At 63.8% G+C, this 21,892-nt stretch carries 15 protein-coding genes; 10 read left to right on the forward strand and 5 right to left on the reverse strand.

Translation table 11 applies throughout. The features are described 5' to 3' along the window. Positions 1 to 24: 24 nt before the first annotated feature. The 4 genes from pgi (at position 25) to ACCD07_RS27075 (ending at position 5,025) form a co-directional block, all read left to right on the forward strand. Positions 25 to 1,674 (forward strand): glucose-6-phosphate isomerase, encoded by a 1,650-nt coding sequence (gene pgi / locus ACCD07_RS27060; RefSeq protein ID WP_413449137.1) that lies wholly within the window; start codon positions 25 to 27, stop codon positions 1,672 to 1,674. Between the two features lie 5 nt (positions 1,675 to 1,679). After that, a complete protein-coding gene (locus ACCD07_RS27065) occupies positions 1,680 to 2,576 on the forward strand; it encodes an SMP-30/gluconolactonase/LRE family protein (RefSeq protein ID WP_413449138.1) in 897 nt (298 codons plus the stop codon). A 121-nt stretch (positions 2,577 to 2,697) separates the two neighbouring features. Next, positions 2,698 to 4,170, forward strand: a complete 1,473-nt coding sequence (gene zwf, locus ACCD07_RS27070) for a glucose-6-phosphate dehydrogenase (protein ID WP_176654248.1) — start codon at positions 2,698 to 2,700, stop codon at positions 4,168 to 4,170. After that, positions 4,171 to 5,025 carry an SIS domain-containing protein gene (locus ACCD07_RS27075; protein ID WP_176654247.1) on the forward strand — a complete coding sequence of 285 codons (855 nt, stop codon included), beginning with the start codon at positions 4,171 to 4,173 and terminating at the stop codon, positions 5,023 to 5,025. A 6-nt stretch (positions 5,026 to 5,031) separates the two neighbouring features. Here ACCD07_RS27075 and ACCD07_RS27080 read toward each other — a convergent pair whose 3' ends face one another. From ACCD07_RS27080 to ACCD07_RS27100, 5 genes are all read right to left on the reverse strand, one after another. Further along, on the reverse strand, positions 5,032 to 5,406 hold the full coding sequence (locus ACCD07_RS27080) for a VOC family protein (protein ID WP_413449139.1): 375 nt from the start codon (positions 5,404 to 5,406) through the stop codon (positions 5,032 to 5,034). 96 nt (positions 5,407 to 5,502) lie between these two features. Further along, positions 5,503 to 7,635, reverse strand: a complete 2,133-nt coding sequence (locus ACCD07_RS27085) for a PQQ-dependent dehydrogenase, methanol/ethanol family (protein WP_413449140.1) — start codon at positions 7,633 to 7,635, stop codon at positions 5,503 to 5,505. Positions 7,636 to 7,690: 55 nt separating this feature from the next. After that, positions 7,691 to 9,196, reverse strand: a complete 1,506-nt coding sequence (locus ACCD07_RS27090; protein ID WP_413449141.1) for an aldehyde dehydrogenase family protein — start codon at positions 9,194 to 9,196, stop codon at positions 7,691 to 7,693. A 136-nt stretch (positions 9,197 to 9,332) separates the two neighbouring features. Beyond that, positions 9,333 to 11,576, reverse strand: coding sequence for a TonB-dependent receptor (locus ACCD07_RS27095; protein WP_413449142.1), 2,244 nt, complete (start codon positions 11,574 to 11,576; stop codon positions 9,333 to 9,335). A gap of 116 nt (positions 11,577 to 11,692) precedes the next feature. Continuing rightward, a complete protein-coding gene (locus ACCD07_RS27100; protein ID WP_413449143.1) occupies positions 11,693 to 12,478 on the reverse strand; it encodes a helix-turn-helix transcriptional regulator in 786 nt (261 codons plus the stop codon). Positions 12,479 to 12,887: 409 nt separating this feature from the next. Here ACCD07_RS27100 and ACCD07_RS27105 point away from each other — a divergent pair, with 409 nt between their 5' ends. The 6 genes from ACCD07_RS27105 to ACCD07_RS27130 all read left to right on the forward strand — a co-directional run bounded on the left by ACCD07_RS27105 (position 12,888) and on the right by ACCD07_RS27130 (position 21,813). Further along, positions 12,888 to 14,342 carry an ATPase domain-containing protein gene (locus tag ACCD07_RS27105; RefSeq protein ID WP_353403969.1) on the forward strand — a complete coding sequence of 485 codons (1,455 nt, stop codon included), beginning with the start codon at positions 12,888 to 12,890 and terminating at the stop codon, positions 14,340 to 14,342. Between the two features lie 9 nt (positions 14,343 to 14,351). Continuing rightward, positions 14,352 to 14,756, forward strand: coding sequence for a response regulator (locus ACCD07_RS27110; protein WP_413449144.1), 405 nt, complete (start codon positions 14,352 to 14,354; stop codon positions 14,754 to 14,756). Positions 14,757 to 14,897: 141 nt separating this feature from the next. After that, positions 14,898 to 15,833, forward strand: a complete 936-nt coding sequence (gene tal, locus ACCD07_RS27115) for a transaldolase (RefSeq protein WP_353403967.1) — start codon at positions 14,898 to 14,900, stop codon at positions 15,831 to 15,833. A gap of 177 nt (positions 15,834 to 16,010) precedes the next feature. Next, on the forward strand, positions 16,011 to 17,204 hold the full coding sequence (locus tag ACCD07_RS27120) for an efflux RND transporter periplasmic adaptor subunit (RefSeq protein WP_413449145.1): 1,194 nt from the start codon (positions 16,011 to 16,013) through the stop codon (positions 17,202 to 17,204). Between the two features lie 12 nt (positions 17,205 to 17,216). Next, entirely contained in the window at positions 17,217 to 20,369 is a 3,153-nt protein-coding gene (locus tag ACCD07_RS27125) for an efflux RND transporter permease subunit (RefSeq protein ID WP_413449146.1), read from the forward strand. Further along, complete coding sequence (locus ACCD07_RS27130) at positions 20,362 to 21,813, forward strand: efflux transporter outer membrane subunit (RefSeq protein WP_413449147.1); 1,452 nt, start codon at positions 20,362 to 20,364, stop codon at positions 21,811 to 21,813. Before ACCD07_RS27125 ends, ACCD07_RS27130 begins: the two co-directional genes overlap by 8 nt. The last annotated feature ends 79 nt before the right edge of the window (positions 21,814 to 21,892 follow it).

A 21,892-nucleotide genomic window follows, 5' to 3' on the forward strand; every position in this document is an offset into this window, starting at 1 on the left:
CAGACTAACGACGCCCACATCATTATGCGCCAGCCTGCACTGACCTCCACCGCCAGCTTCCTCGCCCTCGAATCCCATGCCGCCGACGCCAAAGACTGGCAATTGCGCCAGTTGTTTGCCGCCGACGCCCAGCGCTTCCCTAAACTGACGGTCGACGCGGCCGGCCTGTTCCTCGATTATTCGAAGAACCGCCTGGACGCGAACACCGTCGGCCTGCTGCTGGACCTGGCCCGCGAACGCGGCGTGGAGCGCCAGCGCGACGCCATGCTGAGTGGCGAGAAGATCAATCTTACCGAACATCGCGCAGTGCTGCACACGGCGTTGCGTATGCCGCGCGGCAAAGCCTTGACGGTGGACGGCCAGGACATCGCCCACGACGTGCACGCGGTGCTGGACCAGATCAAGGATTTCACCGACCGCGTGCGCAGCGGCGCCTGGCTGGGTTATAGCGGCAAGCCGATCACCGACGTCGTCAACGTCGGCATCGGCGGTTCCGACCTCGGGCCGAAGATGGCCGTGCTGGCGTTGCGCTCGTACGCACATCCGCGCCTGAAGATGCACTTCGTCTCCAACGTCGACGGCCATGACATGGACGCCGCGCTGGCGCAGGTCAACCCCGAGACCACGCTGTTCATCATCGCCTCCAAGACCTTCGTCACGGCCGAGACCATGCTCAACGCCGGCACCGCCCGCAACTGGTTCCTGCAGACGGCTAAGGAAGAGGACCTGGCGCGCCACTTCGTCGCCGTCTCCACCAACACCGAGGCGGTGAAGGCCTTCGGCATCGATCCGGCTAATATGTTCCCGTTCTGGGACTGGGTCGGCGGCCGATATTCGGTATGGTCAGCGATCGGCCTGGCGGTGGCGCTGGCGGTGGGCTTCGGCTACTTCAGCGACTTCCTCGCCGGGGCGCACGCGATGGACGAACACTTCCGCGAGGCGCCGCTGGAGCAGAACATGCCGGTGCTGCTGGCGATGATCGGCTTCTGGAACCGCCAGTTCCTCGGCGCCGGCTCGCTGTCGATCGCGCCCTACCACCAGGACCTGAACCGCTTCCCGGCCTACCTGCAGCAGCTCGACATGGAGAGCAACGGCAAGCGCGTCACCCGCGGCGGCGGCGAAGTCGCCACGCCGACCTGCCCGGTGGTGTGGGGCGAATGCGGCACCAACGCGCAACACGCCTACTTCCAGCTGCTGCACCAGGGTACGGACATCGTGCCGATCGACTTCATCGCCGCGCTGCGCGCCACGCACGACCTGGCGGGCCACCACGATTCGCTGCTGGCCAACTGCTTCGCGCAATCGGAAGCCTTCATGACCGGCAAGACCGCCGACGAAGTGCGCGCCGACCTGAAAGCGCAAAACCTGGGCGCCGAGGAAATCGAAGCGCTGGTGCCGCACAAGACTTTCCCCGGCAACCGTCCGTCGAACACCATCCTGATGGACCAGCTGACGCCGTCGGCGCTGGGCGCGCTGATCGCGCTGTACGAGCACAAGACCTTCGTGCAGGGCGTGATCTGGGACGTCAACAGCTTCGACCAGTGGGGCGTGGAGCTGGGCAAGGTACTGGCCAAGAACATCCATGCGGAACTGACCGGCGACGCCAAGCCCGAGCGCCACGACAGCTCCACCAATGGCCTGATCATCATGGCCAAGGCAGCACAACACCTGTGACCACGATGAATACTCCACATATAGAAGTCGCCTTCGACGCAGTCATGCAAACCGGCGAATGCCCGCTGTGGCATCCGGAAGAACAGGTGCTGTACTGGGTCGACATTCCCGCCTTCACCGTGCACCGCCTCGATCCATCCAGCGGCGCGCACCGTTCGTGGAAGCTGGCCAGCGAGCCGGCCACGCTGGCCATCAGCGACAAGGGCGGCCTGATCGTCGCCATGCGCAGCGGCTTCGCGCACCTGGACACGGGCAGCGATGAAGTGCGCCTGACCGACATCGCCGCCGCGCCCTACGACACCGCCATCACCCGCTTCAACGACGGCCACGTCGACGGCGCCGGCCGTTTCTGGGTCGGCACCATCTACGAGCCGCGCGACAAGCCGGCCGCCGAGATGTTCGTGCTGGAGAAAGGCGAAATCCGCAAGGCTTGGTCGGGCGGCATGACCAACTCGAACGGCCTCGGTTTCAGCCCGGACTACAAGGCCATGTACCACGCCGACACCAGCGCGCACCGCGTCAGCCGTTTCGATTTCGACGTCGCGCGCGGCACGGTCGACAACCAGCGCCTGCTGATGCAGTTCTCGATGGACAAGGAGAACAACTACGGCGGCCGTCCTGACGGCGCCGCCGTCGACAGCGAAGGCAACTACTGGGTGGCGATGTTCGAAGGCGCGCGCCTGGTCAAGCTGTCGCCGGCCGGTGAATTGATCGGCGAGATCAAGTTGCCGGTGCGCTGCCCGACCATGATGGCGTTCGGCGGCGCCGACCTGCGCACCCTGTACGTCACCAGCGCGGGCGCGCGTCCGGCGCCGGAACTGGCGCAGTATCCGCTGAGCGGCAAGCTGCTGGCCATCCGCATGGACGTGGCCGGCCGCGCGGAACCTGCGTATATCGAATAAACTGGATGTCGCACTCCGGGCATTTGTAGTAAATTTTCTTGCAAAACGTAAATTCGTGTAGTAAATTTACACTTAAGATTAGTAGTCCCCCTTTTCAGCACCCTACTTACTGCGAATAATTATGGCTCTTACCGATTTTGACCTGGTTCTGTTTGGCGGCAGCGGCGATCTGGCGATGCGCAAATTGCTGCCCGCGATGTACGCCCGCGACGTCGCCAACGACTTGCCCGCCACCGCCCGCATCATCTGCGTCGGCCGCGCGGACGCCAGCCAGCAGGACTTCCTGCACACCGTCGAGACCACGTCCAAGCCGCACATCAAGTCGCCGGCCGTGACGCCGGCCGCGTGGACCAAGTTCACCGCCCGCATCGTGTACGTGTCGCTGAACGCCACCGACGCCGCCAGCTACAAGACGCTGGTCGAGGCGCTGCGCCAGGACGAGGCCATCACCAAGGTCTACTACCTGGCGACGCCGCCGGCGATCTTCTCGCAGATCTGCGAGAACCTGAAATCGAACGGCCTGGTGACCGCCAATTCGCGCGTGGTGCTGGAAAAACCGCTGGGCCGCGACCTGGCCTCGGCCAAGCAGATCAACGCCGAAGTGGGCAAGGTCTTCGAAGAATCGCAGATCTACCGTATCGACCACTATCTCGGCAAGGAGACCGTGCAGAACCTGCTGGCCCTGCGCTTCGGTAACATCCTGTTCGAGCCGCTGTGGCGCCGCGAGTGGATCTCCGACGTGCAGATCACCATCGCCGAAAAGCTCGGCGTCGGCAACCGCATGGGCTACTACGACACCTCCGGCGCGCTGCGCGACATGCTGCAGAACCACCTGCTGCAGCTGCTGTGTATCGTCGCCATGGAGCCGCCGACCTCGATCGCGCCGGACGCCGTGCGCGACGCCAAGCTGCAGGTCCTGCGCTCGCTGAAAAAATTCACGCCGACCACGCTGGCGCAGAACATCGTGCGCGGCCAGTACCGCGCCGGCCACGTCGACGGCAAGGCCGTGCCGAGCTACCGCGACGAGCCGGATGCGCCGGAACACTCGCGCACCGAGACCTTCGTCGCGATGAAGGCGGAGATCGACACCTGGCGTTGGGCCGGCGTGCCGTTCTACCTGCGCACCGGCAAGCGCATGGCCGACGGCCTAGCTGAAATCGTCGTGCGCTTCAAGCAGATCCCGCACTCGATCTTCGCCCAGCCGACCAACAGCTTCCAGCCTAATTCGCTGGTCATCCGCCTGCAGCCGGACGAAGGACTGCGCATGAATCTGATGGCGAAGACGCCGGGCGACGGCATGCGTTTGAAACAAGCCGAGTTGGAGCTGGACTTCCGCGAATCGTTCAAATCGCCGCGCATGGACGCCTACGAGCGCCTGCTGCTCGACGTGCTGCGCGGCCAGCTGACGCTGTTCATGCGCGGCGACGAGCTGGAAGCGGCGTGGGAATGGGTCGAGCCTATCCTGAACAACTGGGAGTCCGACGACAGCTTCCCGATTCCGTACGCTTCGGGCACCTGGGGTCCTGCCGCGGCATCGGCGCTGATCGGCCGCGATGGCCTGCAGTGGCGTGAAGAAGCACTTCCTGAGGATTAAATGCTTTTAGATTCCATTCGTACCCAGCTGGACTCGCTCTCCAAATCGGAGCGCAAGGTCGCGCTGGCGGTCCTCGATCATCCGGGCCAGACGGTCAGCCAGAACATCACCGCGCTCGCCAAGAGCGCGCAGGTGTCCGAGCCGACCGTGGTGCGCTTTTGCCGCACGCTGGGCTACGACGGCTGGCACGAGTTCAAGCTCAAGCTGGCGCAAGGCCTGGCGCTGGCCCTGCCCGGCCTGAACGAGCAGCCGACCCAGGACGATCTGGCCGCGGACCTGGTCAACAAGATCTGCAGCCGCTCGATCAACACGCTGCTCGACCTGCGCAACAACCTCGACCCGGAAGCGATCCAGAAGGCGCTGGACATCCTGTCCAAGGCCAACAAGATCGAGTTCTATGGCCAGGGCACGTCCGGCATCGTGGCGGCGGACGCGCAGCACAAGTTCTTCCGTTCCGGCGTGCCGACGGTGGCCTACGCCGACCCGCACATCCACAGTATCGCCGCCGCCCTGCTGCGCACCGGCGACGCGGTGGTGGCGATTTCCCAGCGCGGCAACAGCCCGTCGCTGGTGCGCTCGATCAAACTGGCGCGCCGCGGCGGCGCCGACGTCATCGTGCTGGCGCCGTCCGGCACACCGCTGGCGGATATGGCCACGGTGCTGATCCCGATCGACCTGATCTTCAACATCGACCCGTACACGCCGATCTCGGCGCGCCTGGCCTATCTGGTGGTGATCGACGTGCTGGCCGTCGGCCTGGCGCTGCAACGCGGCCCCGAGTTCCGCAAGAAGATGCAGAACGCGCAGAAGGCCTTGCAGGAGTTCGACCTGCAGTTCGATTCGTTCATCGGCTGAGGCGTCTCAGTCTTCAGGCTTCGAATAGATGTTGACCAGGTTCCCATCCGGGTCTCGAACCAAAAGCGACAGATTCCCCCACGGCATGCGCGTGGGGGACATCACGATTTCAACATTCTCCTGAACCAAACGGCTGCGGACAGACTCCACGTCTGCCACCTGGAACTCCAGGATAGCCGACCGGTTGGCGGCAGCAATAGCTGCCCCGGCATTAAACCGCGCCACCAGTTGCTGGGCAGAGATAGCCAGCACGACGCCCTCAAAGCGCACTTCAGCAAAGCCGTCGGCAAGCCGGACGGGTTCAATTTCGGACAGGTTCCTGTAGAAGGCGAGAAGAGCTTCAAACTGCTCGGTGACAAGACGAATCGATGCGAATTTCATGCTGAGTTCCAATGCAAAAAAAGGAACTTCAGTCTACTCGTGGTGCTTGTCAGTTTCTGTCAGGAGTGTGCCATAGTCCGTTTGCGCCTGCGGATTTCAGAACCCGCGGGACTTTTCAGTGATGGACGAAGCGCCAGTCGGACTGGGGTTTTCGTCCCCGTGGCGCGAGCGCTCTGCCCAGTCGGCGATATAGGCGCGGATCGCTTCAACCTGCTGCTTGTCGAGCTGATCGGCGAAACTCGCCATGCCCAGAGGCGCCAGCGCGCCGCCCAGCACGATCTCGTCAAACGCATGATAGGTCGCGTTGCTCATGCGTCGCAGATCCGGAAAGACCCCTCCCTCACCGACGACGCCGTGGCACATGGCGCAATTTCTCTGGTAAAGCGGCGCCCCCTTGCTGACCAGGCTGGCCGGCCGCTCACCCGCCCCACCCCGATAAAATGCCGGCACCCTTACCTGTGGCGCGACAGGAACCGGTGAACCACCAAGGCGCAGCACCACAAGGCGCCCCGCGTTGTCGTAGGGAGCAGGCGCGCCCGCCTTGTGCCGCGCCGTCTTGACGCCGTTCCATCCGGCCGCGAGAGCGATATATTGTTCGCCATCGAGCATATAGCTTACCGGCGGCGCCACAATGCCCGTGCCAATAAAAATATCCTTGAGGCGTTTTCCCTTGTCCGCGGAATAGACCATGATGTGGCCGTCCTCGGTGCCCTGCACGACCAGATTGCCCGCCGTGGTCAGGACGCCACCATTGATCTGCGTCTTTTGCTGAATGCTCCATGCGGGCTTTTGCGCCACGGGATCCCATGCGATCAGCATGCCGCGCATGTCCTTGGCGACATCATCCTTGTTTAGCCTGGCCAGATCATAGCCGGTGGTGAAAAATGTCGGTCGATCAGCGCCCCAGATCCAGCCAAGATCGCGGGCCGGGATATAGACCAGGCCGGTTTTCGGATTGAACGCCATCGGATGCCAGTTGTGGCCGCCGAACGGAGAAGGAAACATCAATTTCGGGCCGTGACTGTAGTCGCCGACATCGGTGATATTGGGCCGCCCCGTTTCCAGGTCCACGCCGTTGGCCCAGTTGACATGCACAAAATTCTTGGCAGACAGCAGTTTTCCCGTCGCCCGGTCCAGCACGTAGAAAAAACCATTCTTGGGCGCCTGCATCAGCACTTTTCGCGTTTGTTCGCCAATCTTGATATCGGCGAGGATCATGTGCTGGGTCGCGGTAAAGTCCCAGCTGTCCCCTGGGGTCGTCTGATAGTGCCACACCAGCCGGCCGTTATCCGGATTGATCGCGAGCATCGAAGACAGGAACAAGCCATCGCCGCCCGAGGGACGGAACACACCAAACGGACCGGCGTTGCCCGTGCCCACATAGAGCAGGTTGAGGTCCGGATCATAGGCAAACGAGTCCCATGGATTGCCGCCGCCGCCGAGCGACCAGTCATGGTCCGCGCCCCAGGTCTTGGCGGCCATTTCCAGCTCAGGGTGTTCAAATCCTTTTTTCGGGTCATCCGGGACGACGTAAAAGCGCCAATCCAGCTTGCCCGTTTCAGCGTCATACGCGGAAAAAAATCCGCGCGTGGCGAAATCGGCGCCACCATTGCCGATAATCACCTTGCCCTTGACGACGCGCGGCGCGCCGGTGATCGTATAGTAGGGCTTTCCGCCCGTTGTGTTGGCCTCCCATATCATCGCGCCGGTCCGGCTGTCGAGCGCAATCAGGCGCCCGTCAAATGCGCCCACATAGATCTTGCCGTTCCAGAAGGCCACGCCGCGATTGACCGGCTTGCAGCAGCCGTTGCGCAACCAGCTGCCTGGCACCTTGGGGTCGAACGCCCACAGGCTTTTGCCGGTGCGCGCATCAAACGCAAACACCCGGCCCCAGCTTGAGCTGACATACATCACCCCGTCGACGACGATCGGCGAGGCTTCGATACCGAACCTGGGACTTTCAAGGCTCGCTTCCCACGCCAGGCCAAGCCGGGCCGCGTTTTTTTCATTGATTTTGGCAAGGGGCGAGAAACGTTGCTCGTCACTGGTGCGTCCGTAACTGGGCCAATCGGCATCGGCATTGCCCGGCTTCGCGAGTGCCTTGCCCACATCGGTGGCGTGGCAAGGCGCCGCCGGTATGCCTATCGCCATGAACAAGCCCATCGCCAACAGCAGTCGACGGCCCGCGCCTCCGCGGCGCGCCAGAAGTCGTTTGCTTTTTTCATCCATTGTCTCTGTCTCCTTATTGCGGATATGGCCTGCGTCGGGCAAGTCGCCCCGTCCCTCAGGCGGCGTTGATCCAGACGCTCTTGACCTGGGTGAACTCTTCGATCGACACGGCGCCCAGGCTGCGGCCAAATCCCGACTGCTTCACACCGCCATACGGAACCGAGGTCTCGTTCAGCTGATAAGTGTTGATCCAGACCGTGCCCACCTTGAGTCGTTGCGATGCGCGATGCGCGCGTCCGAGGTCGCGGGTCCAGACGCCTGCCGCCAGGCCAAAGGTCGTGTCATTCGCGATGGCATAGGCTTCCTCATCCGTGTCAAACGGAATGACCGCCATCACCGGCCCGAAGATTTCCTCCTGGGCGATTTTCATGCGGTTGCTGACGGCGGTAAAAATGGTGGGCTCAAAGAAAAACCCTTTCTCCCCGTGACGGGCGCCGCCCAGCGCCAGATGTGCGCCTTCGGCCTTGCCCAGTTCGACGTAGCGGGTCACCTGATCCAGTTGCTTTTGGGAGATCACCGGGCCGATGCAGGTTTCGGCATCGAAGCAGGAGCCAATTGTCAGTGCGCGGGAAGCGTCCACCATGCGCGCGACAAATTCATCATGGATCGCGCGGTTCACCAGAACGCGCGAACCGGCCGTGCAGATTTGGCCTGAGTGCCCCCATACCGCCCAGGCTGCCGCGTTGGCAGCCGCATCGAGATCGGCATCGGCAAAGACGATCTGCGGGCTTTTGCCGCCCAGTTCCAGCGATACCCGCTTGAGTTGTTTGGCTGCCGCAGCCTGGATGCCCCGCCCCGTTTCAACGGAACCGGTAAAACTGATTGCATCGACTTCACGGTGCTCGACCAGCGCCGCGCCAACGGTGCCGCCCAGGCCGTGCACAATGTTGATCACCCCCGCCGGCAGGCCTGCCTGTTCGCACAACCCACCGAAAAAGATGGCGGTCAGCGGCGTCTGTTCGGCCGGCTTGAGGATGATTGAATTGCCGCAGGCAATCGGCGCGACCACGCCCAAAGGCACGGCGGAAGGCGCATTCCACGGCATGATGACGGCGCACACGCCGAGCGGTTCACGCACTTGCTGGACCACCACGTCGGGCCCGGTTGGCGACATTCTTCCTTCAATCTTGGTTGGCCACCCGGCATAGTAGTTGGTGACATCAATGCCGAATTGAACGAAGAACGGCGTTTGCGAACGGATGATGCCGCCGTCGAGCATATCCAGATCCATCAGCACGTCGCGATTGTCTTCCAGCAGCGCCCCCAGGCGACGCAACACGGCTTCCTTCTTGTTCGGATGCAGATGACGCCAGCGGCCATCCTCAAATGCGCGGCGGGCTGCGCCCACGGCAAGTTCGACCTCGGCCGGACTGCCTTGCGCCACGCGGGCGAATTCCGCGCCGGTATTGGGATCGACCACAGGCATGGTTGCGCCATTGGCGGAAGGAACAAATTTGCCGTCGATCAGGTGGCCAAGACAAGCTTGTGCAAGGAATTGCCGGGTCTTGGGCGACAGCGGATAGCCGACGCTCGCGTCTTGCGCACTTGCTGCGATAGTCATACGGGACTCCTTCGTGTTGGAACCTGCAGCCCCGGGCTTCGGGGAACTTCTCATGCTGCAGATAAATTTGATCTTGGCAAAGGCGCGCGTACGCGCCTTGCCTGCTTGTTGGCGAATCGCGTCGCCTGGCGCCGCACTATTCGAAGTAGTAGGTCACCTGCAAACCATAGTTGCGCGGCGTGCGCGGCGTGGCGAATTTCCAGATGCTGCCGCCCTGGTTATTTGGCGCCACCGAGAAGGTGTGTGAATACGCCGTCTCGTTCGTCAGGTTGCGGCCGAACAGGACCACCGACCACGGACCCTGCTCGTAGCTGACAGAAGCCTCCAGAATGCCGAACGCCTTCACCTGTGTTCCCGGCGCATTGTCCAGCGTGCCCTCGTAGTTGGAACGCCAGTTGTAGCCGACGTGGTAGTTCATTTTTCCCGCGCCGACCGCGTCGCGGTAATCCGCTGCCAAGGCATAGGTCACCCGCGGTGCGCGACGCAGTTTCAGGTTGCTGAAATCTTGCTTGACGCCAGTGCCATACAGGTCGGTAAAGAAGCTGGCATAGTGGGCATCAGTCAGGCCGAGATTGCTGCTCAAGGTCCAGTGCTGGTCCGGCCTGGCCAGCAACTCCAGCTCGCCGCCATTGATGATCGCCTTGCCGACATTGTCGAAGCCCTGTTGCTGTCCATTTCCTCCGGGCGCCGGCAGGCTGGTCTCGATCTGCATATTGTCGTAGATCATATGGAACAGCGCAGCGTTCAGTTGCAAGCGCTTGTCGAACCAGCGGGTTTTGGCGCCCAGCTCGAAGTTGCTCAGCTTTTCCGGCGCCTGGCCGTGTTCCAGTGCCGAAATGGTCGCTGCGCGCGGCGAGAAGCCACCGCTGCGGAAGCCCGTCGAATACGTTCCGTAGACCATATCGCCGCTGGCCAGCTCGCGGCGCAGGCCCAGGCGCCAGATGTTGGCGGAGTCGGTGCGCGAGAAATGCGTGCCGTCGGGAATCGACACCCTGCCCTGGCCATCATCGACGAATTTTCCTATCTCCTTCGTTTCGCTGATGTGCCGCGCGCCGGTGGTCAGCACATATTCATTGGCGAAGCGATAGTCGCTTTCGCCATAAATCGAATACGACTTCGAGCTGGCCGAAGCGCGGTCGACCAGACCGGGGCCGTTGTTGATCGTGAACGAATCGGCACTCCAGTAATACACGCCGGCCTGGCCGCTCAATACCGGGTCATTGCGGCTGATGCGCAGTTCGTGGCTGCGTTGGGTGTACCAGGAATCCTTGGCGGCCGAATACAGCGGCAGCGGCGTTCCGTCGAAATCGAACTGGGTGAAGTCGTAGCTCTTCATGTGGCCGCCGATGTAGGTCAGGCGGTATTTATCGTCGAGATCGTAGTTAAGCCTGGCGATGTTCATGTCACTGTTCAAGGTCAGGCGGGTAGGCCCTTCGCCCACGGCGACCTGAGGATCACCTGACTGCGATTTGTAGGGGTTGGTCGCGCATTGGCCATAGAATGCGCAGAAGGCATCACCGGAACCATTGATGGCGGCACGATCCGAAATGTTCAAGACAGGATTGGGCGTGCCCTTTTGCTCGACATGGTTGGTCTGCAGTTCCAGCTTGAGCGATCTGGTCGGCTGCCACAGCCAATGCACGCCATAGTCCTGTTCCTTGCGATCGTCCTGGCGGGTGCCCAGGGTGGCGTTCTTGTAGTAGCCACCGTGGTCAAGTTCCGCCGCGGTCAATTTGAGCGCGAAGTTCTCGCCACCGAAGTTGAGATACCCTTCAAGGCTCCTGGTGTCGAAATTCCCCACCGTAGCGCGCACCTTCCCGAACACATCATGCAGTTCCGGCTCCCGGCGATGGATGTTGACGATGCCGCCAACCGCATTCTTGCCAAACAGCGTACCCTGCGGCCCGCGCAACACCTCGATGTTCTGCACATCCAGCATGTTCATCACGTTGCCGGTGCCGGTGCCGACCGCAATGTCGTCGACAAACAGCAGAACGGTTGGGTCAAAGGCCTTTTCAACGTCCTGATAGCTGATGCCACGGATGGAAAAAGCGGCGCCGCCGGCAGTACCAGCCTCCACCTTGTCGAACACCACGTTGGGCGCGAATTGCGCCAGCGACGTCGTGTCCATGGCAACGCTGTGCTCAAGTTGCTGGGCGCCGATGGAGCTCACCGCCACCGGCACGGTTTGCATGTTTTCCGCGCGGCGGCGCGCCGTCACGATGACTTCGGTGAGCCCGGCGCCTTCGCTTTGCGGCGCGACCCGCTCTTCGGCAATCGCTGTTGCAGACGCCGGCACACCCAAGGTGGATGCCACGGCGAGTGCGAGCAACGAATAACGCCGGCCGTGGCTTACACAGCCTTGATTCCTCTTGATCATTTTGTCCCCCCCATTTTTATGTAACGCCAGGTGAGTCACCCGTGCGCTTTTTTTCGCGTGGCACTTCAACCACGATTCGACGTCGTCACTGTGCCTCATCAAGGGGAAGGGGGGAACTAGCGGATCCGGTAGTTCTGTTCGATGAGGTCGGCATAAATCAGCCGGCGTGTGCAGGCAATGGCGACCGCATGAGTACGATTGACGGCATGCAGTTTGGTGATCGCATTCCCGATATGGAAATGGATGGTCGCGGCGGAGCGATGGAGAATCTGCGCGATCTCCTGCTCGGTCTTGCCGCGCGCGACCCAGCTCAGGCATTCACGTTCACGTTCGCTCAGTACGTTCGCCACGCCGGTATGCAGCGACTGCAGTCGGGCAGCGTGACGAATAAACGCGTGCGACAGCACCACGGCCGACTCCAGGTTGGCGTCGTCGTGCAGCCGCGCGCTGATCGACTCACGGGTGCACCAGGAGACGTAGCCGATCTTGCCGTCGGCGTGCCGTACGGGAATGGCAAGGCCGCCAGATACCAGGGTTTGATAGTGGTCCAGCACCTGGCGACGCTTGGGGGTAATGCTCTCGTTGCTCCATGATGCGTTGGCGGCGTTGCTGTCCCATAAGAACGGACGCATGGTTGAAAGGCCGCGTTGCCCGACTGGACAGTGGCGCCCCATTTCCTGCCTGACCCATTGGTCGATGTAGTCTTGTGGCCAGCCCATGGCGCGGGCAATGTATTGGCCGTCACGGGCGCGCGGCAGGGAATGCACTTCGACATCGGCGTGGAAAGCGACCAGTTCCCACCCAAGAGATTGGGCTGATTCAGCCAATGTCTGCCCAGCCTCCTCGAGTGAGGTCAACCGTTCAAATTGCGTTGAGAAATGCTGGACTGCGGGATTGTTCATTGCCTCTGCGTGGCAGCTCATCGCTTTCTCCGAGCTCGAAAAGTCACTTGATTGACGCATCGTTTTTCACCACGGATCGATTGCCGTGGGGCGCTTCCTCTGATGCAATTTCGAAGTCAACATAATTCAGCGCTTCGATTGAAATATATACTACCGTCCGGTCGGTCGTATGTCAAGTCAAGCGCTTGCCCGGGGACTACGATGATTAGAAGCATAGCATCTTGGCAAGGCGCAGACGGCTGCCGAGGCAGCAATGGCGCCATCCGTGTGCTGGCGCACCGCACCGATGGCAATAGTCCTTCTATAATTGCCGCTTCTGCGCTAGAGTATGGCTAGTTTGCCGCTTCGCAATATTGCATTTTGCACAATCAGGTGTTCGCGGCCGCACTTAGCCTCCGTGAGAGTGGACATGACTACCTTTACTTCCAGTACAGCCGGCACCGTAGCGCGCATTCCGCTGCTGCGCACCGGCGTCGACGGTTTCGACCGCATCCTCGGCGGCGGCTTCCCCGCCCACAGCCTGTATCTGATCCAGGGCCTGGCCGGCAGCGGCAAAACCACGCTGGCCTGCCAGATCGGTTTCCAGCACGCGCTGCAGGGCAAGAAGGTCTTGATACTGACGCTGATCGCCGAAACCCACGGCAAGATGCTCAACCACCTGAGCAGCTTCTCCTTCTTCGACGAAAGACTGGTCGGCGACCGCATCGTCTTCCTCGGCGCCTACAGCGACCTGCTCAAGGGCGGCCTGCGCGAACTGCTCAAGTCCATCGCCGGCACCTTGGCCGAGCAGCGTCCCGACATCATGATCATCGACGGCTTCCGCACCGTGCGCGACGCCAAGCCGTCCGACGTCGCGCTGTCCGAGTTCATGCTCTCGCTCAATTCGCTGGTGTCGACCATGGAATGCACCACCTTCCTGCTGTCGCCCACCGAGGGCAACGTCGCCGATTCGGAAAACACGCTGGTCGACGGCCTGATCGAACTGAGCCAGTACGAACAGGGGCTGCAGCTGATCCGCGAAATCAAGGTGTTCAAGCTGCGCGGCAGCAAGCACCTGCTGGGCCGCCACGTGTTCGAGGTGGGAGAGAATGGCATCGCCATCTACCCGCGCCTGGAAGCGGTCAGCAGCCTGTCGGCGGCCACGCCGTCGGTGTCGCACCAGCGGCTCGGCTTCGGCATCGAAGGCTGGGACCACCTGACCCATGGCGGCGTCGCCCGGGGCTCGACCACGGCGCTGCTGGGCAATCCCGGCGTCGGCAAGACGCTGATGGGCCTGCACTTCATCTACGACGGCCTGCGGCGCGGCGAGCACTGCCTGATCACCGGCTTTTACGAATCGCCACAGCGGCTGATCGAAAAGGCCGCCAACGTCGGCATCGACCTCAAGCCCTATTACGACAGCGGCGCGCTGCAGCTGATCTGGCACCCGCCGCTGGAAGTGCTGGTCGACGCGCTGGCGCACGACGTGCTGAGCAACGTCGAGCGGCGCTCGGTGTCGCGGCTGCTGGTCGACGGCCTCGACGGCCTGCGCGAAGTCGTGCTGCACGAGGGACGCGCGCGCTCCTTCCTGGCCGCCTTCGTCAACGAACTGCGCTGCCGCAACGTGACCACCTTCTTCACGCAGGAGCTGCCGTACTTCGGCCAGGGCCAGCTGCACGGCGACATGTCGGCTTCGATGCTGTTCGAGAACATCATCCTGCTGCGCTATGTCGACGTGAACGGTATCAACCGCCGCCAGATCGGCGTGCTCAAGCTGCGCGAAAACAGTTACGACGCCGCCAATCACATCCTGCTCATTTCCGACTCGGGCATGAGCATCGAGGGCGCGGTGTCCGGTGCCGTCGTCCCCACACTGGCACTGTAGCGCGACTATATGAGCGATGCTCCCGCAATCATGGACACCAATCCGGACGGCAAGCTGATCCTGGTGGTCGACGACGAGTTCGACGTGCTGTCGGCCTACACGATGCTGTTCGAATATCACGGTTTCCGCGTGCGCACCGCCATCAACGGCGAGCGGGCGCTGGCCGCCGCCGCCCGCGAGCGGCCGGACATCGTGGTGTCGGACTACATGATGCCGGTGCTCGACGGCGCCGCCCTGTGCCGGGCGTGGCGCGCCGATCCGGCGCTGCGCGACATTCCCTTCATCCTGGCCAGCGCCGGCATTCCGCGCAAGGATGCCGACCTGCCCTACGACACCTTTTTCAAAAAACCGGTACGCTTCGAGGTGTTGCTGGCGGAGATCAACCATCTGATCGCCCGGCGCCAATCGCGCTGAACGGGCCGGGGATGGCAGAATAGCAAGCTGATCTTTATTTCAAGGCAATACGGCGACGAATGCGCGGGCATTCTTTAACAATTGTTCACGCTTGAGTACAATAAGACAAGTCTTATTCCCTTCACCTGATTGGCAGTGCACATGAACCAGCTCGAACAGCTCAAGAAATTCACCACCGTAGTCGCCGACACCGGCGATTTCCAGTCCATCCAGGCCTACACCCCGCGCGACGCCACCACCAACCCGTCGCTGATCCTGAAGGCCGTGCAGAAGGACGAATACAAGCCGCTGCTGGAAAAGGCCGTGCGCGACAACCTCGACAACTCGATCGCCGACACCATCGACCACCTGCTGATCGCCTTCGGCAAGCAGATCCTGCGCATCATCCCGGGCCGCGTGTCGACCGAGATCGATGCCCGCCTGTCGTTCGACGTCGAGGGTTCTGTGGCCAAGGGCCGCGAACTGATCGCGCTGTACGAAAAAGCCGGCATCGAGCGCGAGCGCGTGCTGATCAAGATGGCCGCCACCTGGGAAGGCATCCGCGCGGCCGAGATCCTGGAAAAGGAAGGCATCCGCTGCAACATGACCTTGCTGTTCTCGCTGGGCCAGGCGATCGCCTGCGCCGAAGCGGGCGCCCAGCTGATCTCGCCGTTCGTCGGCCGCATCTACGACTGGTACAAGAAATCGACCGGCATCGACTACGTCGGCGCCGAAGATCCGGGCGTGCAGTCGGTCAAGCGCATCTACAACTACTACCGCAAGTTCGGCTATAAAACCGAGGTGATGGGCGCCAGCTTCCGCAACACCGGCCAGATCCTGGAACTGGCCGGCTGCGACCTGCTGACCATCAGCCCGGACCTGCTGCAAAAGCTGGCCGACACCGACGGCCCCGTCGAACGCAAGCTCAGCGCCGACGCGCCGCCGGCGGCCGGCATCATCAAGCTGACCCAGGACGAGAAAACCTTCCGCTTCCAGCTCAACGAAGACCAGATGGCCTCGGAAAAGTTGGCCGAAGGCATCCGCGCCTTCTGCGCCGACTCGGGCAAGCTGAAACAAATCATCTCCGGCATGCGCTAAGGCGGCCGCGGGCCATCGGGGCGGGATTTCGGCGGCGGCCGGGATCCCGCCTTTTGTTTTTGCAGCTCACAAAACGTTACATTCCTGCATGCATTACAATGTTGCGACCTCGTTCGGCATATAACCAGACCCGAGCGGCGCACGTTCAACACAACAAACCTTTTACGAGATCCATCCATGAGATCAGTCCCTCGTTACACTGCCGTCGCAGCTGCCGCCTTAACCTTGCTGAGCGCCTGCGGCGACAAGGCCGCCGCGCCATCCGCCCCGCCCCCGGCCGCCGTATCCGTCGTCACCGTCGCCCCCGCCGCCGTCACCCTCACCAGCGAACTGCCGGGCCGTACCGAAGCCTCGCGCGTGGCCCAGGTGCGCGCGCGTACCGCCGGCATCGTGCTGCAGCGCGTGTTCAAGGAAGGCGGCGACGTCAAGGCCGGCGAAGTGCTGTTCCGCATCGATCCGGCCCAGTTCCAGGCATCCTACGACAGCAGCCAGGCCGCCGTCGCCAAGGCCGAGGCCAACCTGGCGCAGGCCGAGCTGAAGGTCAAGCGCTACAAGCCGCTGCTGGCCGCGCAAGCCGTCAGCCAGCAGGAATACGACGACGCCGTCACCGCGCAGAAGCAGGCCGCGGCCGACCTGGCCACCTCGAAAGCCGCGCGCACCAACGCCGGCCTGACCCTGGGCTATGCCACCGTGACCTCGCCGATCTCCGGCCGCATCAGCCGCGCGCTGGTGACCGAGGGCGCGCTGGTCGGCCAGGGTGAAGCGACGCCGATGGCCACCGTGCAGACGCTCGATCCGATCTACGTCACCATCACGCAATCGTCGACCGAGCTGCTGAAACTGCAAAAGGCCATGGCCGGCGGCAAGCTGCAACGCGCTGGTAAAGACCAGGCCAAGGTCACGCTGGTGACCGAGGACGGCCAGGTTTATCCGCAATCGGGCAAGCTGCTGTTCTCCGACGTGTCGGTGGACGAAAGCTCGGGCGCGGTGTCCATGCGCGCCGAATTCCCCAATCCCAACCGCACCCTGCTGCCGGGCATGTACGTGCGCGCGCGGCTGGAACAGGGCGTGGACAGCGCCGCCATCACCGTGCCGCAGCAGGCCGTGGTGCGCAGCCCGGAAGGCTCGTCGGTGTGGATCGTCGGCGCCGACAACAAGGTGCTCGCGCAGCCGGTGGTCGCCACCGCCAACGAAGGCCAGAACTGGATCGTCAGCTCCGGCCTCAAGGGCGGCGAACGCATCATCGTCGAAGGCTTCCAGAAGGCCAAGCCGGGTGCGACGGTCAATCCGCAGCCGTGGAAGGCGCCGTCGGCCACCGCTGCCGCTGCAACTGCAGCACCCGCTGCCGCCGCTCCGGCCGCAGCCAAATAACCGGGAGCCCAGATGGCAAAGTTCTTCATCGATCGCCCCGTGTTTGCGTGGGTGATCGCGCTGTTCATCCTGCTGGGAGGAGCGCTGGCGATCACCATCCTGCCGGTGGCCCAGTATCCGACCATCGCCCCGCCGTCGATCGTCATCACCGCCAACTACCCGGGCTCCACCGCCCAGGTGCTGGACGATGCAGTCACCAGCGTCATCGAGCAGGAAATGAACGGCGCCGACGGCCTGCAGTACGTGGAGTCGCAAAGCGAGGCCACCGGCGCCGTCACCATCACCGTGACCTTCGTGCCGGGGACCAATCCGGACCTGGCCGCCGTGGACGTGCAGAACCGCATCAAGCGGGTCGAATCGCGCCTGCCCGCCGCCGTCACGCAGCAGGGCGTGCAGGTCAACAAGGCGCGCTCGAACATCCTGATGTTCGTCGGCCTGACCTCGACCGACGGCCGCCTCGATCCCTACGGCCTGGGCGACTACATGGCGCGCAACGTGGTCAACGAGATCAAGCGCATTCCCGGCGTGGGCCAGGCGCAGTTGTTCGGCACCGAGCGCGCGATGCGCATCTGGGTCGATCCGGCCAAGCTGGTCGGCCTGAAGATGACCATGGCCGACGTCACCGCCGCCATCAAGGCGCAGAACGCGCAGGTCACCTCCGGCACGCTGGGCGACTTGCCCAGCCCTGCGCAGCAGACCTTCTCCGCGCCTATCGTGGTGACCGGCCAGCTGTCGTCGACCACCGAGTTCGGCCAGGTCGTGCTGCGCTCCAACCCCAACGGCTCGCTGGTGCGCCTGAGCGACGTGGCGCGCATTGAAATGGGCGGCGCCAACCTGAACATCAACGCGCGCCTGAACGGCGCGCCGTTCGCGGCCATCGCCGTGCAGCTGTCGCTGACCGGCAACGCGCTGCAGACCGCCACCGCGGTGCGCGAGCGCATGGACCAACTGGCCAAGTACTTCCCGCCCGGCGTGAAGTACACCATCCCTTACGACACCTCGCTGTTCGTCAAGATCTCGATCGAGGAAGTGGTCAAGACGCTGCTGGAAGCGGTGGTGCTGGTGTTCCTGGTGATGTACCTGTTCCTGCAGAATTTCCGCTACACGCTGATCCCGACCATCGTGGTGCCGGTGGCGCTGATGGGCACCTTCGCCGCGATGCAGATCTTCGGCTTCTCGATCAACGTGCTGACCATGTTCGGCATGGTGCTGGCGATCGGTATCCTGGTCGATGACGCCATCGTCGTGGTGGAAAACGTCGAGCGCATCATGAGCGAGGAAGGCCTGTCGCCGCGCGACGCGACGCGCAAGGCGATGTCGCAGATCACCGGCGCCATCATCGGCATCACGCTGGTGCTGATCGCCGTGTTCATTCCGATGGCCTTCTTCGGCGGCGCCGTCGGCGCGATCTACCGCCAGTTCTCGCTGGCGATGGTGTCTGCGATGCTGTTCTCGGCCTTGATGGCGCTGACCTTGACGCCGGCGCTGTGCGCGACCATCTTGAAACCGGTGGAAGCGGGCCATCACCACGAGAAGAAAGGCTTCTTCGGCTGGTTCAACCGCGGCTTCGCCGTCACCGCCACAGGTTACCAGGGCGTGATCGCCAAGATGCTCAAGCGCACCGGCCGCTATCTGGTGATCTTCGCCGTGCTGTGCGGCGTGGTGGGCTGGCTGTATGCGCGCCTGCCGTCGTCGTTCCTGCCGAACGAAGACCAGGGCTATCTGATCTCCAACATCCAGCTGCCGGCCGGCGCATCGACCAGCCGCACGCAGGCCGTGCTGACCGAGGTCGATGCCTACTTCCGCAAGCAGCCTGCGGTGGCGCGCACCATCGCCGTGGCGGGCTTCTCGTTCTCGGGCAACGGCCAGAACGCCGGCCTGGTGTTCGTGCCGCTGAAGGATTGGAAGGAACGGGGTCCGGAGGACTCCGCGCAGGCCATCGCGCAGCGCGCCTTTAAGGACCTGTCGGTCATTCGCGACGCGGTGGTGTTCCCGCTCAGTCCTCCGCCCATCCGCGAACTGGGTAACGCCACCGGCATCACGGCGCGTCTGCAGGACCGCAGCGCGCTGGGCCACGACGCGCTGATCGCCGCCCGCAACCAGTTGCTCGGCCTGGCCGCCAAGAGCGCCATCCTGAAGGGCGTGCGTCCCGAAGGGCTGGAAGACTCGCCGCAGCTGCAGGTCGACATCGACCGTGAAAAAGCCAACGCGCTGGGCGTGACCTTCGCCGACGTCAACAGCATGCTGTCGATCGCGCTCGGTTCCTCGTATGTCAACGACTTCGCCAGCAGCGGGCGCCAGCAGCGCGTGATCGTGCAGGCCGACGCGCCGCGCCGCCTGCAGCCGGAAGACATCATGAAGCTCAACGCGCGCAGCAGCAATGGCACCATGGTGCCGTTCTCCTCGTTCGCCACCTCGCACTGGATCCAGGGTCCGGTGCAGCTGGTGCGCTACAACGGCTATCCGGCCATCCGCATCACCGGCGACGCCGCCCCCGGCCGCTCGACCGGCGAAGCGATGGACGAACTGGAACACCTTGCGCAGCAGCTGCCGCCAGGCTTCGGCATCGAATGGACCGGCCAGTCGCTGGAAGAGAAGACTTCCGGCTCGCAGGCGCCGATGCTGTTCGCGCTGTCGCTGCTGGCCGCCTTCCTGGTGCTGGCCGCGCTGTACGAGAGCGAATCGATCCCGGTGGCCGTGCTGCTGGTGGTGCCGCTGGGCGTGCTCGGCGCGCTGCTGGGCGCCACCATGCGCGGCCTGCCGAACGACGTCTACTTCAAAGTCGGCCTGATCGCCATCATCGGCCTGTCGGCCAAGAACGCGATCCTGATCATCGAGTTCGCCAAGGACCTGCAGGCGCAGGGCAAGGGCCTGATCGAATCGACCTTGGAAGCGGTGCACCTGCGCTTCCGTCCGATCATCATGACCTCGCTGGCCTTCATCCTCGGCGTGCTGCCGCTGGTGGTCGCCACCGGCGCCGGTTCGGCCAGCCAGCGCGCCATCGGCACCGGCGTGATGGGCGGCATGATCACCGCCACCGTGCTGGCGGTGTTCCTGGTGCCGGTCTTCTTCGTCGTGGTCCGCAAGATCTTCAAGGGCAGCGAACGCCAGCGCAAACTGGCCGCACATGAAATGAACGATAAGAACCATGAAACCTATGACTAAGTTTGCCCTGCCCCTGACCGTGCTGGCGGCGGCACTGCTGTCGGCCTGCTCGATGGCGCCGACCTTCCAGCGCCCGGCGGCGCCGGTGGCCGCCGCTTTCCCGGCCGATACCGCCGGCGCGGGCGCCAAGACCGGCTTCGCCAGCGTGCAGGCCGGCCCCGGCCAGAAGGACGCCGTCGATACCGGCTGGCGCGAATACTTCAGCGATCCGCGCCTGCAGCAGCTGATCGCCGCCGCGCTGGACAACAACCGCGACCTGCGCACGGCCGCCCTGCGCATCGAGGAAGCGCGCGCGCAGTACGACATCCAGTCGGCCGACCGCCTGCCCAACCTGAACGCCAACGCGGCCGTGACCAAGGCCAAGACACCGGCCTTCCTGTCGCCGACGGGCCAGACCACGATCGGCAAGCGCTACGACGCAGGCCTGGCGATATCCGCCTTCGAGCTGGATTTCTTCGGTCGCGTGAAAAGCCTGAACGACGCCGCGCTGGCGGCCTACCTGGCCACCGACGAAGCGCGCCAGGCGGCGCAGATCGCCCTGGTGGCGCAGGTGGCGCAGGCTTACTACACCGAGCGCGCCTACGCCGAGCAGTACGCACTGGCGCAGCAGACCTATGAAGCGCGCGCCCGCACCTACAAGCTGACGCAGCAGCGCGCCGAAGTGGGCGCCTCGTCGCGGCTGGACCTGCGCTCCAACGAAACGCTGATGGAAACCGCGCGCGCCGCCGCGTTGACCTTGGCGCGCCAGCGCGCGCAGGCGGACAACGCACTGACCTTGCTGGTCTGCCAGCCATCGTCGCAGGCCGTAGCCGGTGCCGCGGCCGGCGCCATGCCGAGCGACCAGCAGATCGACCTGCTGAGCGCCGTGCCGACCGGGCTGCCGTCGGACCTGCTGACGCGCCGTCCCGACATCCGCGCCGCCGAGCAGCGGCTGAAATCGGCCAACGCCAACATCGGCGCCGCGCGCGCAGCCTTCTTCCCGCGCATCAGCCTGACGGCCGCGCTGGGCAGCAGCAGCCCGTCGCTGGGCGGGCTGTTTGACGGCGGCTCGGGCAGCTGGTCGTTCGCGCCGCAGCTGACGTTGCCGATCTTCGATGCCGGCCGCAACCGCGCCAACCTGACGCTGAGCGAAGTGCGCAAGAACCTGGCCGTGACCGACTACGAGAAGACCATCCAGACCGCGTTCCGCGAAGTGGCCGACGCGCTGGCCGCGCGCGACTACCTGGGCGAACAGGTGGCCGCGCAGCGCGCCGTGCAGGACGCCCAGGCCGACCGCCTGAAGCTGCTGCAACTGCGCTTCGACAACGGCGTGGCCAGCTCGCTCGACGTGCTGGACGCGCAGCGCGAACTGTTCAGCGCCCAGCAGTCACTGGTGCAGGCGCGCCTGCTGCGCACCACCAGCGCGATCGACCTCTACCGCGCCCTCGGCGGCGGCCTGAAATAACGGGGGTGGGGGGGGGGGGGGGGGGGGGGGGGGGGGGGGCGGGGGGGCGGGGGGGGGGGGGGGGGGGGGGGGGGGGGGG

This window comes from Duganella sp. Dugasp56 (assembly GCF_047304105.1).
In the GTDB taxonomy this organism is placed as follows: domain Bacteria; phylum Pseudomonadota; class Gammaproteobacteria; order Burkholderiales; family Burkholderiaceae_D; genus Rugamonas; species Rugamonas hordei.